General features: G+C 72.1%; 13 protein-coding genes and 1 pseudogene. 9 read left to right on the top strand and 5 right to left on the bottom strand.

The features are described from left to right. Window positions 1–4: 4 nt before the first annotated feature. On the bottom strand, window positions 5–625 hold the full coding sequence (locus tag IE206_RS27235; RefSeq protein ID WP_189966568.1) for a zf-HC2 domain-containing protein: 621 nt from the start codon (window positions 623–625) through the stop codon (window positions 5–7). A 123-nt stretch (window positions 626–748) separates the two neighbouring features. Here IE206_RS27235 and IE206_RS27230 point away from each other — a divergent pair, with 123 nt between their 5' ends. The 4 genes and pseudogenes from IE206_RS27230 to IE206_RS27215 all read left to right on the top strand — a co-directional run bounded on the left by IE206_RS27230 (window position 749) and on the right by IE206_RS27215 (window position 4,831). Next, a complete protein-coding gene (locus tag IE206_RS27230; protein ID WP_189966566.1) occupies window positions 749–1,495 on the top strand; it encodes a LytR/AlgR family response regulator transcription factor in 747 nt (248 codons plus the stop codon). A 44-nt stretch (window positions 1,496–1,539) separates the two neighbouring features. Next, a pseudogene (locus IE206_RS27225) lies at window positions 1,540–1,893 on the top strand (hypothetical protein); the annotation flags it as partial. A gap of 80 nt (window positions 1,894–1,973) precedes the next feature. After that, window positions 1,974–3,653, top strand: coding sequence for a sodium/solute symporter (locus tag IE206_RS27220; protein WP_189966564.1), 1,680 nt, complete (start codon window positions 1,974–1,976; stop codon window positions 3,651–3,653). Further along, window positions 3,650–4,831 carry a sensor histidine kinase gene (locus IE206_RS27215; protein ID WP_189966562.1) on the top strand — a complete coding sequence of 394 codons (1,182 nt, stop codon included), beginning with the start codon at window positions 3,650–3,652 and terminating at the stop codon, window positions 4,829–4,831. The genes IE206_RS27220 and IE206_RS27215 overlap by 4 nt, the downstream gene beginning before the upstream one ends. Before the next feature lie 26 nt (window positions 4,832–4,857). Here the strand turns inward: IE206_RS27215 and IE206_RS27210 are convergent, their stop codons facing one another. Further along, window positions 4,858–5,352 (bottom strand): hypothetical protein, encoded by a 495-nt coding sequence (locus IE206_RS27210; protein WP_189966561.1) that lies wholly within the window; start codon window positions 5,350–5,352, stop codon window positions 4,858–4,860. 122 nt (window positions 5,353–5,474) lie between these two features. Between IE206_RS27210 and IE206_RS27205 the strand changes: the two genes are divergently transcribed. Next, complete coding sequence (locus IE206_RS27205; protein WP_189966558.1) at window positions 5,475–5,681, top strand: zf-HC2 domain-containing protein; 207 nt, start codon at window positions 5,475–5,477, stop codon at window positions 5,679–5,681. Here IE206_RS27205 and IE206_RS27200 read toward each other — a convergent pair. Next, window positions 5,582–6,202: a sigma-70 family RNA polymerase sigma factor gene (locus IE206_RS27200; protein ID WP_226599563.1), complete on the bottom strand. Its 621-nt coding sequence runs from the start codon at window positions 6,200–6,202 to the stop codon at window positions 5,582–5,584. The two genes, IE206_RS27205 and IE206_RS27200, sit on opposite strands and share 100 nt — an antisense overlap. A gap of 287 nt (window positions 6,203–6,489) precedes the next feature. On the opposite strand from IE206_RS27200, the gene IE206_RS27195 reads away from it, so the two are divergent. Then, window positions 6,490–7,680, top strand: a complete 1,191-nt coding sequence (locus IE206_RS27195; RefSeq protein WP_189966554.1) for a CapA family protein — start codon at window positions 6,490–6,492, stop codon at window positions 7,678–7,680. Window positions 7,681–7,697: 17 nt separating this feature from the next. Here the strand turns inward: IE206_RS27195 and IE206_RS27190 are convergent, their stop codons facing one another. After that, window positions 7,698–8,177: a universal stress protein gene (locus IE206_RS27190; RefSeq protein ID WP_189966552.1), complete on the bottom strand. Its 480-nt coding sequence runs from the start codon at window positions 8,175–8,177 to the stop codon at window positions 7,698–7,700. A 71-nt stretch (window positions 8,178–8,248) separates the two neighbouring features. On the opposite strand from IE206_RS27190, the gene lysX reads away from it, so the two are divergent. Together lysX and IE206_RS27180 are read left to right on the top strand one after the other, a co-directional pair. Then, on the top strand, window positions 8,249–11,521 hold the full coding sequence (lysX, locus tag IE206_RS27185; RefSeq protein ID WP_189966550.1) for a bifunctional lysylphosphatidylglycerol synthetase/lysine--tRNA ligase LysX: 3,273 nt from the start codon (window positions 8,249–8,251) through the stop codon (window positions 11,519–11,521). Between the two features lie 129 nt (window positions 11,522–11,650). Next, window positions 11,651–12,496 carry a polysaccharide deacetylase family protein gene (locus IE206_RS27180; protein ID WP_189966548.1) on the top strand — a complete coding sequence of 282 codons (846 nt, stop codon included), beginning with the start codon at window positions 11,651–11,653 and terminating at the stop codon, window positions 12,494–12,496. Window positions 12,497–12,508: 12 nt separating this feature from the next. Here the strand turns inward: IE206_RS27180 and IE206_RS27175 are convergent, their stop codons facing one another. Next, window positions 12,509–13,168, bottom strand: coding sequence for a class F sortase (locus tag IE206_RS27175; RefSeq protein ID WP_189966546.1), 660 nt, complete (start codon window positions 13,166–13,168; stop codon window positions 12,509–12,511). 331 nt (window positions 13,169–13,499) lie between these two features. Here IE206_RS27175 and IE206_RS27170 point away from each other — a divergent pair, with 331 nt between their 5' ends. Then, on the top strand, window positions 13,500–13,988 hold the full coding sequence (locus tag IE206_RS27170; protein WP_189966544.1) for a hypothetical protein: 489 nt from the start codon (window positions 13,500–13,502) through the stop codon (window positions 13,986–13,988). The last annotated feature ends 29 nt before the right edge of the window (window positions 13,989–14,017 follow it).

Raw genomic sequence — 14,017 nt, 5'->3', positions numbered from 1 at the left:
CGGCTCACCGGGGGGTGATCGTCGCAAGCCGGGTCCCGTCGGCGGCCCGTACCTCGAACCGGGCGATGGCGTCCTGAGCCAGCGCGGCCGCGCCCCGCATGCGCACGGGCTGCCCGCCGCGGTCCGCCCAAGTCGACACCGTCTGTTCCGAGCCGTCCCGGCCCACCGCGACCAGCGTGCACGAGACGGGCGCCGCGCCCGCGAGGCCGAGCTCCACATCGGTGCCCCACTCCTTGGGCGCGGTCACCAGCGACGCCGTCACGCCGGGTGCGTGCGAGGCCACCTGCCAGCGCGGCGCCACCGGTGCCAGGACGACGCCGATCCCGCCCACCACGAGGACCCCGGCCGCGGCCACCAGGCCGATCCGCAGCGTGCGCCCGCGCCGGCGCCGCTTCGCCACCGCGCCCAGCATCCGGTGCAGCACCGCGGGCGAGACCGGGCCCGCCGGCATCGCCCCGTCCTCGGCATACGCGGCGAGCAGCGCCGTCACACTCCCGAACTCGGTCAACGCCCGTCTGCACGGGGCGCATCCGGCGAGATGCTCCTCGAAGCGGAAAGTGTCGGCGACACTGAGCACGCCGAGGGCATAGGCCCCGACGTCCTCGTGGATCTGCGGCGAACTCATGCCGTCAGGTACGCAGAATCAGTCCGGAACACTCAAGACACACCGGCATCCCACGCCCAAGGGGCGTCCGGCGGGCCGCGGCCCCGGTCACGGCCCGGCGGACACCACCTAAACTCCGGCCTCATGCTGCGCGTACTGGCGGTCGACGACGAAGCCCCGGCCCTCGAAGAACTCCTCTACCTGCTGCGCTCCGACTCCCGGATCGGCTCGGCCGAAGGCGCCACCGGCGCCACCGAGGCGCTGCGGCTGATCGGGGCCGCGCTCGAAGCGGGGGAGGACGGCGAGCAGGGCGTCGACGTGGTCTTCCTCGACATCCACATGGCCGGGCTCACCGGGCTCGACATCGCCCGCCTGCTCGCCGGGTTCGCCCGCCCGCCGCTGATCGTCTTCGTCACCGCCCACGAGGGCTTCGCCGTCCGGGCCTTCGACCTGAAGGCCGTCGACTACGTCCTCAAGCCGGTGCGCGCAGAGCGGCTCGCCGAAGCGGTCCGCCGGGTCGCCGAGCTGATCGGCGACCGCGGCGCAAGCGTCCAGGAGCCCGACCAGATCCCCGTCGAACTGGGCGGTATCACCCGCTTCCTGCCCGTCGCCGACATCGCGTACGCCGAGGCCCAGGGCGACTACGCCCGGCTGCACACCGCCCGCGGCAGCCACCTCGTACGGATCCCGCTGTCCACCCTGGAGGAACGCTGGCGCAGCCGTGGCTTCGTCCGGATCCACCGCAGCCACCTCGTCGCGCTCGACCGGATCGACGAACTCCGCCTGGACGCGGGCAGCATGACCGTGCGGGTCGGCGCCGCCGAGCTCCCCGTCAGCCGGCGCCACGCCCGCACGGTACGGGACCGCCTCCTGCGCCGCACCAGCCGCTGACCTGGCCTTCCCCGAGCGGTGATCGGCTGCGTACACTCCGCGCCATGTCACCGGAGCAGGCCGCGCGGCGCGAGACGGTCACGGGGGAGCCGAGGAGGGTCCGCCCGCTGCCGCGCCACCGCGCCCAGTCCGAGATCGACGAGCAGACCGCGCTCGGCGGCGCCTATGTGCGCTCCCTGATGCGCGGCCAACTCCGTGCCGCCCTCACCGGGTTCGCGGTGCTCGCCCTCACCGTCGCGACCTTGCCGCTCGCCTTCCGCGCCCTGGACGACGACGCCGTCACCTGGTGGGTGCTCGGCTTCGCCGTCTACGCGCCGCTCGGCCTCATCGCCTGCTGGTACGTGCGCACCGCCGAGCGCAATGAAGGCGACTTCGCCCGTCTGGTCGCCGACCGGCCGACAGAGAGCCGCCCAACAGGCCCGTACCCGGCGCGAGTCGACCCGCCAGAAGGCCGCCCGACAGAACGCCGCCCCGCCCCGTGAGCCAGACGTATGCCGTGGTCGCCGTCACCGCCGTCGTGCTCGCCACCGTCCTCGTGGGCGGGTTCGGCCTGCGCATCTCGCGCACCACCTCCGACTTCTACGTCGCCTCGCGCACGGTCGGTCCCGGTCTCAACGCGGCCGCCATCAGCGGCGAATACCTCTCCGCCGCCTCCTTCCTCGGCATCGCGGGACTCGTCCTGGTCCAGGGCCCCGACATGCTCTGGTACCCGGTCGGCTACACCGCCGGATACCTCGTGCTGCTCCTTTTCGTCGCGGCTCCGCTGCGCCGCTCGGGCGCGTACACGCTGCCCGACTTCGCCGAGGGGCGGCTCGAATCGCGGGCCGTGCGGCGCCTGGTGAGCGTGTTCGTGGTCGGCGCGGGCTGGCTGTACCTGGTGCCCCAACTCCAGGGAGCGGGGCTGACGTTGAAGATCCTGACCGGTGCGCCGGGCTGGCTCGGGCCGGTCCTCGTCGCGGCCGTCGTGGTGCTCGCGGTCGCCGCCGGAGGCATGCGCTCCATCACCTTCGTGCAGGCCTTCCAGTACTGGCTGAAGCTGACCGCGCTGCTCATACCCGTGTTCTTCCTGGTCCTCGCCTGGCAGGGCGACGGCGCGCCACGTCCCGTCTACGACGAACCGGCCGCGCTGCGCCACCAGCAGACCGTCCGCTTCGCCGACACCCTGACCCTGCGTCTGACGGGCCCTCTCCCGGTCCGGGCGGACGGCACCGTCGACGGCCGCCGTCACAACGGCGAGGCGCTGACGCTCCCGCCGGGCGCGCACCGCGTCGAGGCAGGCACCCGGCTCGCGCTCGCCGAGGCGACCCGCGTCCCCGGCAGCGCCGCCCGCACCGAACACCCGCTGTACGCCACCTACGGGCTGATCGTGGCGACCTTCCTCGGCACCATGGGCCTGCCCCACGTCGTCGTGCGCTTCTACACCAGCCCGGGCGGCCGCGAAGCCCGCCGTGCGACCGTGGTCGTCCTCGCCCTGATCGGCGCGTTCTACCTGCTGCCGCCCGTCTACGGAGCGCTGGGCCGCCTGTACGCCCCCGAACTCGCCCTCACCGGCGACGCGGACGCGGCCGTGCTGCTCCTGCCCGAGCGGCTCGTCGGCGGCACCGGCGGCGATCTCCTGGGCGCGCTGGTGGCGGGCGGCGCGTTCGCCGCGTTCCTGTCCACGGCCTCCGGGCTCACCATGGCGGTCGCCGGAGTCCTCACCCAGGACGTGCTGCCCTCGCGCGGCGTACGCCACTTCCGCCTCGCGACGCCGCTCGCGATCTGCGTGCCGCTGATCGGCGCGCTGCTCGTCAGCGGGGTGCCGGTGGCCGACGCGGTGGGGATGGCGTTCGCGGTGTCGGCGTCCTCGTTCTGCCCGCTGCTCGTCCTCGGCATCTGGTGGCGGGGACTGACCCCGCCGGGCGCGGCCGCCGGGCTGCTGCTCGGGGGTGGCTCGGCGCTGCTCGCCGTCGCCGCCACCGTCCTCGGGGTGGCCCCGCCGGGCCTGCTCCACGCGCTGCTCGCGTGGCCCGCCGTGTGGTCCGTGCCGGTCGGTTTCCTCGCCATGATCGGCGTTTCGCTGGCCACCCCGGGCCGCATTCCGGCGGGCACCAACGCCGCGATGACCCGCTTCCATCTGCCCGAGGCCCTGGCCCGCGAGGGAGGCGCACGCCGATGACCCTGGCCGCCCTGCTCTTCCTCGGCCCGCTGCTCGCCGCCGCCGGGTTCCTGCTCGGCCGGCGCACCGCCCGGCAGGGGCGTACCAGCGATGTCGGAACCCCCGTCGAACACGCCACCTTCGAGACCCTGCACACCGCCTCGCTCGCCGCGCCCCCGCTGCGCGCCGGGCTCACCAGCGAGGCGGCCCGCAAGTCGGCCCGCGGACTGCGCTCCCTGCTCGGCACCGACGCGCTCTGCCTCACCGACCGCGACACCATCCTGACCTGGGACGGGGCGGGGGAGCAGCACCACGGCGGATACGTCATGGACCAGGTAAGGGCGTTGCTCGACACCGGGCGCGACACGGCGTTCGCGCTGTCCTGCGACGACCTGGACTGCCCGCTGCGCTGGGCGGTCGCCGTCCCACTGACCGTGGACCACCGGGTCCTCGGCACGCTCGTCGCGTACGCGCCCCGGGAGTCGGCGGTGCTCGCACGCGCGGCGGGAGAGGTCGGCCGATGGGTCTCCGTACAGCTCGAACTCGCCGAACTCGACCGCTCCCGCACCCGGCTGATCGAAGCCGAGATCAAGGCCCTGCGTGCCCAGATCTCCCCGCACTTCATCTTCAACTCCCTCGCCGCGATCGCCTCGTTCGTACGGACCGACCCGGAGCGGGCCCGCGAACTGCTCCTGGAATTCGCCGACTTCACGCGCTACTCGTTCCGCCGGCACGGCGACTTCACCACGCTCGCCGACGAACTCCACTCCATCGACCAGTACTTGGCCCTGGTGCGGGCCCGCTTCGGCGACCGGCTCTCCGTCACCCTCCAGGTCGCACCCGAGGTCCTCCCGGTCGCCCTGCCCTTCCTCTGCCTCCAGCCGCTCGTCGAGAACGCCGTCAAGCACGGCATCGAGGGCGCCGTCACAGCAGGCCGCATCACCATCAGCGCTCTGGACGCGGGCAGCGAGGCCGAGGTCGTCATCGAGGACGACGGCGCCGGCATGGACCCCGAGGAGCTGCGCCGCATCCTGCGCGGCGACGGCGACCCGTCGGGCGGCATCGGCCTGCTCAACGTCGACGAGCGACTGCGGCAGGTGTACGGCGACACGTACGGACTGGTCATCGAGACCGGCATCGGCGCGGGCATGAAGGTGACCGCCCGTATCCCCAAGTACCGCGCCGGAGTGCATGGTTGACGTAGCGTCAGTAACAGGAACCCGCTTCAGAACAGATGGATCGCCAAGTGGCCGAGCGGCAGGCCGAGTTCCCAGGCCGGTGTCCACACCCGGGGCTCGTCCTCCTCGTCCGCGTGCGGGTCGACCCCGCCCGGCACCACCGCGTCCAGATCCGTCGCCAGGAGCTCGGTCTCCTCCAGCCACCGCCAGGCGGTCCGCGCCATTTCCAGATCGGGCCCCTGCTCCTGGTCGCCGGCCAGCCGGCGCAGCCGCGAACAGACCCAGCGCCGCCACGGCCGCCCGGCCGCGGTGAGCGAGCTCCACTCATCCAGCCGGGCCACCACCCGGGCGCCGCCGACCGCCCCGTCGGACAGGAAGATCGTCAGGGCGAGGGCGTTGCGCCCGGCCCGGAACTCCAGTGTCGTCGGCGGCATCAGATCGCCGGTACGCAGTAATTCATCAGCGATGTACTCGGCGTACATCCACGCCATCGGCACCACCAGCTCGCCACCACTGGTCCCGCTACTTCCCTCCGGACGCATCCTGTCTCGCCTCTTTCATCGACCGTCCCGGCGCTCCCGGGGAGCTCCAGGGAGCATTGAACCGGGGGCGCGTGCCCGCCGTGGCCAGAAGGGCAGGATCCGTCACAAGACACGAGGTGCTCATGCATGTGCGGCAGCTGCTCGGCGCGTACGTACTCGGCGCCCTCGCGCCCGGCGAGGACCGCGCCGTCGCCGCGCATCTGCGCCGGTGCGCGCCGTGCCGCACCGCCTACTGTGAGGTCGCCGAGGCGCCTTCGCTGCTCGCCCTGCTCACCGAGGCGGACCTGGAACCCGCCGAGGAGAGCCCTTCGGGGCCTGACGCAGAATAGCCGGGCAGCACCCGGGCCAGCGCACGCAGGGCATAGTACGAACGGGACTTGACGGTCCCGGGCGGAACACCCAGCACTTCGGCCGCTTCGGTCACGCTCAGTCCGCGGAAGTACAACTGCACCAGGACCGCGCGGTGTTGGGGTGTGAGCGACTTCACGGCCGCGCGGACGTCGAGCGCGGCCGTGCAGCGCTCGGTGGGGTCGCCGGGCTCCGCCGTCGCGAGCAGCGCCTCGTCGCCGACTTCGGTGGGGCGGGCGAGCCGGCTGCGCCGCGCGTCGATCGCGAGACGCCGCGCGACGGTGAACAGCCAGGGCCGCATCGAGCAGTACGGCGCCTCGAAGGCCTCGGGGTGCTGCCAGGCGCGTACCAGCGTCTCCTGGAGGAGGTCCTCGGCGCGCTGGCGGTCGCCGTAGGTCAGGCCGAGCAGGAAGTGCAGCAGTGCGGGGCCGTGCGCACGCTGCAGTTCGGCCAGATCCCGCTCATGGGCGTACCGCCGGCTGCCCGCGAGTGCCGTCGTCACCGTGCACTCTCCTTCCCTGGGTTCCTCCGGGTTCCTCCGGATTCCGTCGACCGCAGCCGTATCGGAGCGCATCCGGGCGGGCCTGGACAGCCGTCGCGCCGCGCCGTGCGACAAGCGGTCGAACCGAGCGGTGAATGGTGCGGCGAGCGGTCCGCGACCCGGAGAGGGCCGGTCCCGGTGCGTCCGATTCAGCGGTCTTCGGTCTTATAAACGGCTTTTATCCTTGACTGGCCCGTTCTCGGGAGGTGGATTTCGGACAGACCACCGCACCCGATCAACGGAGCCCGATGCACCAGCCGACCCAGCGCGCGCGAGTGAGGGCGGCGGCCGCCGCGGCCCTCCTTCTCGCGGCCACAGCAGGATGCAGCAGCGGGCACCGGCCGCCGCACCTTCAGGACACCCCGCGCGCCCCGGCCTCCGGAACTGCCAGTGCGCAGCGCCCCTTCACGCTGGTCGCCACCGGCGACGTACTGCCGCACGACTCGACCATCGAGCGGGCCAACTCCGATGCGGGCGGCCGGGGTTACGACTTCAGGCCCATGCTCGCCGGGGTCAAGCGGATCATCTCCCAGGCAGATCTGGCGATCTGTCACATGGAGACCGTGTACGGCGCCGACGAGGGCCCCTTCTCCGGATACCCGGCCTTCACGTCGCCGCCGCAGGTGGCCGCCGCGCTGAAGGACACCGGGTACGACTCCTGCTCGACGGCCTCGAACCACACCCTGGACGACGACTCCGACGGCATCGCCCGCACCTTGAAGGCCTTCGACAAGGTGGGACTCAAGCACACCGGCTCCGGCCGCACGGCGAGGGAGTCGGCGACGCCCGCGCGGCTGTCGGCGGGCGGCGCCAGGGTCGCGCAGCTCGCCTACACCTACGACACCAACGGCTATCCCATGCCGGACGGCCAGCCGTGGGCGGTCCACCTCATCGACCAGAAGAAGATCATCGCGGATGCCCGGGCGGCCCGGGCATCCGGCGCCGACATCGTCGTCGTCAGCCTCCACTGGGGCACCGAGTGGCAGACCGAGCCCGACGAACAGCAGCTCGGCCTCGGCAAGGCGCTCACCGCGTCCCAGACGAGCGGGCGCCCCGACATCGACCTGATCCTCGGCACCCACGCCCACATCCCGCAGGCGTACGAGAAGGTCAACGGAACCTGGATCGTCTACGGCGAGGGCGACCAGATCGCGGGCGAGATGTTCAACGAGACCGGTGCGCGCGACCACCGCGGCAACATGAGCTCGATCGCCCGCTTCACCTTCGCGCCGCCGCTCCGGCGGGGGGACCGCTGGCGGGTCACCAAGGCGGAGTTCATTCCGCAGTGGATCGACGTGGAGCGCGGCCGCGTGATGAGCCTGCCCGAAGCGCTCGCGAAGTCACCCGGGCGCGAGGACTACACCGAGGCCCAGGACCACATCCGCGAGGCCGTCCTCGGCCGCGGCGCCGCGAAGGACGGCCTGACGATGGCTCGCTAGCCGAGAGGGCGGGACGCCTACGGAACCACCGTGACCGGCCAGCGGCCCGCCTTCACCAGGCGGACGGCCACCGATCCGATGATGCGGTGGCCCGCCGACTCGGACGCGCCCACGACGACCGCGTCCGCCTTGAGCTCGTCGGCCGCGGTCACCAGTCCGGAGTACGGGTCGCCACGGAAGGTGTGGAACTCCCAGCGGACGTCCCAGATGCCCCGGACCCGTTCGGCCGCCGCCCTGATCTCCGCGACCAGGCTCTCGGCGATCTCCCCGGTGGTGTCGGCCACGGGCGCGCCGAGGGCGGCGCCCGCCGACATCACGGGCTGGACGTACACGAGGGCGAGCAGCGCGTTCTGCCGCCGAGCCAGGCCGCTGGCGTAGGCCGCGGCCCGGAGCGAGGAGTCCGAGCCGTCGACGCCGGCGACGATCACCTTCGGACCGTCGGTACCGCGTTCGAATCGCTGGGACTCAGGGTGGGACTGGGGCTGCTGCTCTGTCACTGTTCGAGGCTATCCGGCCGGGTGGGGCTTCCGACAGGCGGCCCGGCCCCGGTCTCCCTAGAGTGCTGAGCATGACTGTCAGCGAGGCGGCGCCGATACCGTCCCGGACCGGCTTTCTGGGGCGGGTGCCCGAAGCGTTCGCGATGTTCTTCGGCGTGCTCGGTCTCTTCTGCGGCCTCATCTCCCTCATACCGCCCCTGCGCCGGCTGCTCTACCCGATCGTCTGGTTCCTCGACCGGGTCACCGTGCCGGTCAGCGCCAACCTCGCGTACGCCGTCTTCCTGCTGCTGCTCGCGGCCGCGATCGGCGCCCGCAAGAAGGTCGCCTGGTGGCTGGTCGTCATCTACCTGGGACTGCTGTTCCTGCTCGACGTCCTGCTGATCGTGGTCGCCGAATGGATGTGGATCCCCAACGGGGTGTTCTGCGCCGCGGCGCTCGTGGTGCTGATCCTGGCCCGCAAGCAGTTCTACGCGGAGACCAGGCGCGGCGCCTTCCGCCGGGCGGTGGGGGTGCTCTGCCTCGGGCTCGCGGCGGGCGTCCTCGTCGGCTGGGGCCTGGTCGAGCTGTTCCCCAACACCCTGCCGCGCGGCCAGCGCCTGCTGTGGGCCACCAACCGCGTCTTCGGCGGCCTCGTCTCCAACGGCCAGTTCGACGGGCGGCCGCCGCGGCCCCTGTACTTCTTCCTCGGCCTGTTCGGCGCCATCGCCCTGTTGGCCGCCGCCTCCACGCTCTTCCGCTCGCAGCGGATGGAGGCCGCTCTGCACGGCGACGAGGAGCCCCGCATCCGGGCGCTGCTCGGCGCGTACGGCCGCCAGGACTCGCTCGGCTACTTCGCCACCCGCCGCGACAAGGCCGTGGTCTTCTCGCCCAACGGCAAGGCCGCCGTCACCTACCGCGTCGAGGCGGGCGTGGCCCTGGCCAGCGGTGATCCGGTCGGCGACAGCGGCGCCTGGGGCCCCGCCATCGACGCCTGGCTCGACATCGCGCGGCAGTACGCCTGGGCGCCCGCCGTGATGGGCGCCTCCGAAGAGGGCGCCACCGTCTACGCCCGGCACGGGCTCGGCGCCATCCAGCTCGGCGACGAGGCGATCCTGAACGTCGCCAAGTTCGACCTCGACGGCCGTGACATGCGGGTCACCCGCCAAGCCGTCCACCGCGTCGCGCGGACCGGGGCCACCACCCGGATCCGCCGCCACTCGGCACTCACCGACGAGGAGATGCAGCAGATCATCGACCGCGCCGACGCCTGGCGCGACACCGAGACCGAGCGCGGCTTCTCGATGGCGCTCGACCGGCTCGGCGACCCGGCCGACGGCGACTGCCTCCTGGTCGAGGCCTTCGACGCCGACGGCACACTGATCGCGCTGCTCTCCTTCGTGCCATGGGGTCCGGACGGCATCTCGCTCGACCTGATGCGCCGCGACCGCAGCGCGCCCAACGGCGTGATGGAGTTCATGGTGGCCGAACTGTGCGCCGCCGTACCGAAGTTGGGGGTCCGCAGGATCTCGCTGAACTTCGCGGTGTTCCGCTCGGCCTTCGAGGAGGGCGCCCGCATCGGCGCCGGTCCGGTGCTGCGGCTGTGGCGCAGACTGCTGCTGTTCTTCTCCAAGTGGTGGCAGCTGGAGGCCCTCTACCGCTCCAACGTGAAGTACCAGCCGCAGTGGTACCCCCGCTTCCTCTGCTACGGCGACGCCGGCTCGCTCGCCCGGGTCGGCCTCGCGTCCGGCATCGCCGAGGGCTTCGTCTCCGTGCCGAGCCTGCGCAAGCTCTGGGGCAAGGGCCGGAAGCCCAAGGGCGTCACCAAACCCGTGACCACCGCGGGGCTGCCCTCCATCGAGGCGCTGGGCCTCGCCGGGCCCGGTGCCAGCAATGTGACGGAGCGTCAACTTCCGGAGCAGGTACGGGTTCGCCACCGCAAGCTGGACCGGCTGCGCGCGGACGGCACCGAGCCCTACCCCGTCGTCATCGCGGCGCGCACCCACAGCCTGGCCCGGCTCAGGGCCGCGGGCGAGGGCACGAGCGCCACCGTGGCCGGCCGTGTCATGGCCGTACGCGACTTCGGCGGCGTCGTCTTCGCCGTCCTGCGCGACTGGTCGGGCGACCTCCAGCTGGTCCTCACCCGCGAAGGCGCGGGCGAGGCCGTCCTCGGCCGGTTCACCCACGACGTCGACCTCGGCGACCACATCACCGCCTCCGGCACGACCGCCGCCAGCGACAAGGGCGAGTTCTCGCTGTTCGCCACCGCCTGGCAGATGACCGCCAAGTGCCTGCGCCCGCTGCCCGACAAACGGCGCGGCCTCGCCGACCCCGAGGCCCGCGTGCGCCGCCGCTATCTGGACCTCGTGGCAAGCCCCGAGGCCCGCGAGGTCGTACGGGCCCGCTCCACCGCCGTCCAGGCGCTGCGCCAGGGCCTCCTGGACCGCGGCTACCTGGAGGTCGAGACGCCGATGCTCCAGCAGATCCACGGCGGCGCCAACGCCCGCCCCTTCACCACCCACATCAACGCCTACGACCTCGACCTGTATCTGCGCATCGCCCCCGAGCTGTACCTGAAGCGGCTCTGCGTCGGCGGCGTCGAGAAGGTCTTCGAGATGGGCCGCACCTTCCGCAACGAGGGCGTCTCCTACAAGCACAACCCCGAGTTCACGATGCTGGAGGCCTACCAGGCGTACGCCGACTACGACGTCATGCTCGACCTCACCCGCGAACTCATACAGGGCGCCGCCACCGCCGCCTTCGGCTCCCCGATCGCCCGCAAGACAGGCCCGGACGGCACCGTCGTCGAGTACGACATCTCCGGGCCCTGGCCGGTCAAGACGCTGTACGGGGCGGTGTCCGAGGCGCTCGGCGAGGAGATCGGCGCGGACACGGAGGAGGGGAGGCTGCGCCGGCTCTGCGACCGCGCCGGTGTCCCGCACGCCCCGGACAGCACGCGCGGCGACGTCGTCCTCGAAATGTACGAGCGGCTCGTCGAGGAGAAGACACAGCTGCCCACCTTCTACAAGGACTTCCCGACCGAGGTCTCCCCGCTGACCCGCCAGCACCGCGCCGATGCGAGGCTCGCCGAACGCTGGGACCTGGTCGCCTTCGGAACCGAACTGGGCACCGCCTACTCGGAGTTGACCGATCCCATCGAGCAGCGCCGCAGGCTCACCGCGCAGTCGCTGCTCGCGGCGGGCGGCGATCCGGAGGCGATGGAGATCGACGAGGACTTCCTCGACGCCCTCGAATACGCCATGCCGCCCACCGGCGGGCTCGGCATCGGCGTGGACCGGCTCGTCATGTTCCTCACCGGCCTCACCATCCGCGAGACCCTGCCCTTCCCACTGGTCCGCCGCACCTGAGAGCGCCGGCGGCCGATGGCGCCGGGTGACTCCATTCGTGCTGGTGTCATCCCGGTGTTGACGTTTCGTCGGCCTCGCGGCGACCCGCACGCCCTAATCTTCCGCCATGACGAACAAAAGCCATATGTCATGAAAAGGGATCGGATGCTCCCCGGTCGGCGGACACTGCTGCGCGTCACCGCCTGCCTGGGGGCCGCCGCCGCGGTACGCATGCTGATCGCCGAGGACACCGGCGGCCCCGCGCCCGCGCCCCGGCCGGCGCCGGCCGCGGGACCCCAGGCCGCCGTACCGCGGCTGGGTTCCAGCGGGCACCGCCTGGAACCCATGACCGGCGACACCCCGCCGCGCTACCACACGGCGCTGCCGCCGGTGCGGACCAGGCCGTTCCTCAGCATGCCCGAGCTGGGGGAGCACTCGATGGTGCTGACCTTCGACGACGGGCCGGACCCGCGCTACACCCCGGGCATCCTCAAGACCCTGCGCGAACACGACGTGCGCGCCGTGTTCTTCCTCTGCGGCGAGATGGCCACCGACAACCGCGACCTGCTGCGCGAGATGCGGGACGACGGGCACGTCGTCGGCAACCACACCTGGACCCACCCCCAGCTCAACAAGACGGCCCCCGCCCTGATCCGCTCCGAGATCGGCCGCACCAGCGAAGTCATCGAGCAGACCCTGGGCGAGCCGCCCCAGTGGTTCCGAGCGCCGTACGGTGCCTGGAACCGCAACGTGTTCGAGATCCAGGCCGAGATGGGCATGGAGCCGCTCGCCTGGACCGTCGACTCCCTCGACTGGACCACGCCCGGCACCGCCACCATCATCCGCCGCGTCCTGGACGGAGCGGCACCGGGCGTCGTGGTCCTCTCGCACGACGCGGGCGGCGACCGCTCGCAGAGCGTCGCCGCCCTGCGCACCTATCTGCCCGAACTCCTGGCGCGCGGCTATGAGTTGAAGGTTCCGCCACGCCGCAGATGAGCTGCTGGAACGTTACTTCGTGGCGATCAGCCGGGCGAAGACGACGACGTTCGAGTTGTAGCCCCGGCTCTTGGAGAAGCCGCCCCCGCAGGTGATCACCCTCAGCTCCGGGTGCCCGGTGTCGCTGTACACCCGGGTGCCCGGGAAGGCGTTCTTGTCGTACACCTCGATGCCGTACACCTCGAAGACCGCGGTGCGCCCGTCGAGGCGCTCCACCTCGATGTGGTTGCCCTTCTCCAGCGAGCCGAGGCCGTAGAAGACGGCCGGGCCCGTCGTGTTGTCGACGTGCCCCACCACCACGGCCGTTCCGCGCATGCCGGGGGCCACGCCGTTCTGGTACCAGCCCGCCAGGTTCGGGTCCTGCGGCGGGGGAGCCTGCACCCAGCCCTGGGCGTCCGTGCCCACATCCATGATGGGCGCGTCCACCTTGATCGCGTCGATCCGGATCCGGGAGGCAGGGGCGTAGACGAGCGGTTCGACGGGGGCCACCGGACGCGACGAGGAAGCGTTCCCCGACCGGCTGTTCAACGCCGCCGCCGCGGCCGGCTGCGGCGGGCCCATCGTGATGTCGGCACCGTTGCGCATCAGTGCCAGGCCGGTGAGCATCACCAGGGCCAGGGCTCCCCACGGGGAGCGCCTGCGACGCTCCATGCCGCTCTCATCCTGCGCCATGTCTCTCCGCATCCCTTTCGCCGTCCACCCTCAGAGCGCCTTCCGAGCACCGTAAAGGTGCCGCACCCACTCGGCGATCGGACGAGGGCGAACGGGTGGCGGCCGAGTGCGCCTGACCCATCCGGGTAACGCGGTGGCAAAACCGATCTGACGGTCTGTGACCTGCGGGTCCGTCAGATTCCGCGTCCATCCGGGGTCGCGGCGGTTCACCAGGGTGGATCAGTGCCGACATGCGGCTTGTATGAGTGGCGGTGAGGGTTCGTCATGGGAGGCGTACTCGTCGATCATCCCGGAGCACCGCTTTGGGGCGTCCTCCCTTGGAGGTTCAACGATGCGTGCTTCACGCGCTCTCACGGTGGCGCTCGCGGTCGGCGCCGCGGTCGGGCTCGCCGCCCCGACGGCCGTCGCGGGCGGCCCGTCGACCAGCGGTCCGACCAATGTCGAGGTCGACCCCTCCGTGGTCCACCAGGGCGCCACCCTGAGGATCACCGCCAGGGGCTGTCAGAACGGCGGCAGAGTCAGTTCGAACGCCTTCGACGAGGTTCACCTGTCCTCGGGCGACATCAACTTCGCGACCGCGAGGATCCACGACCACACGACGCCGGGAGAGTACCAACTGGCGGTCAAGTGCAGGGACAACGACCGGGTGGCGACGCGCAGCTTCCGGGTCCTCGAAGGCCGGGGCGCCGACGGCGGGCTCGGCGGCGCGGCGGGCCCGAGCGACACCGAGATGGCGGTGGGCGGCGCCCTCGTCGGTACGGCCGCGATCGGCGGCGCGCTGTTCGTCGCCCGCCGCCGGCGCCAGGACGTGCGGGTCTGACCGGACGAACCTCCCCGGAACGACCCCAA

The organism is Streptomyces violascens (genome assembly GCF_014649955.1).
GTDB lineage: Bacteria > Actinomycetota > Actinomycetes > Streptomycetales > Streptomycetaceae > Streptomyces > Streptomyces violascens.
The sequence above is the reverse complement of the archived record's forward strand: the minus strand, read 5'-3'. Positions and strand labels throughout refer to the sequence as shown.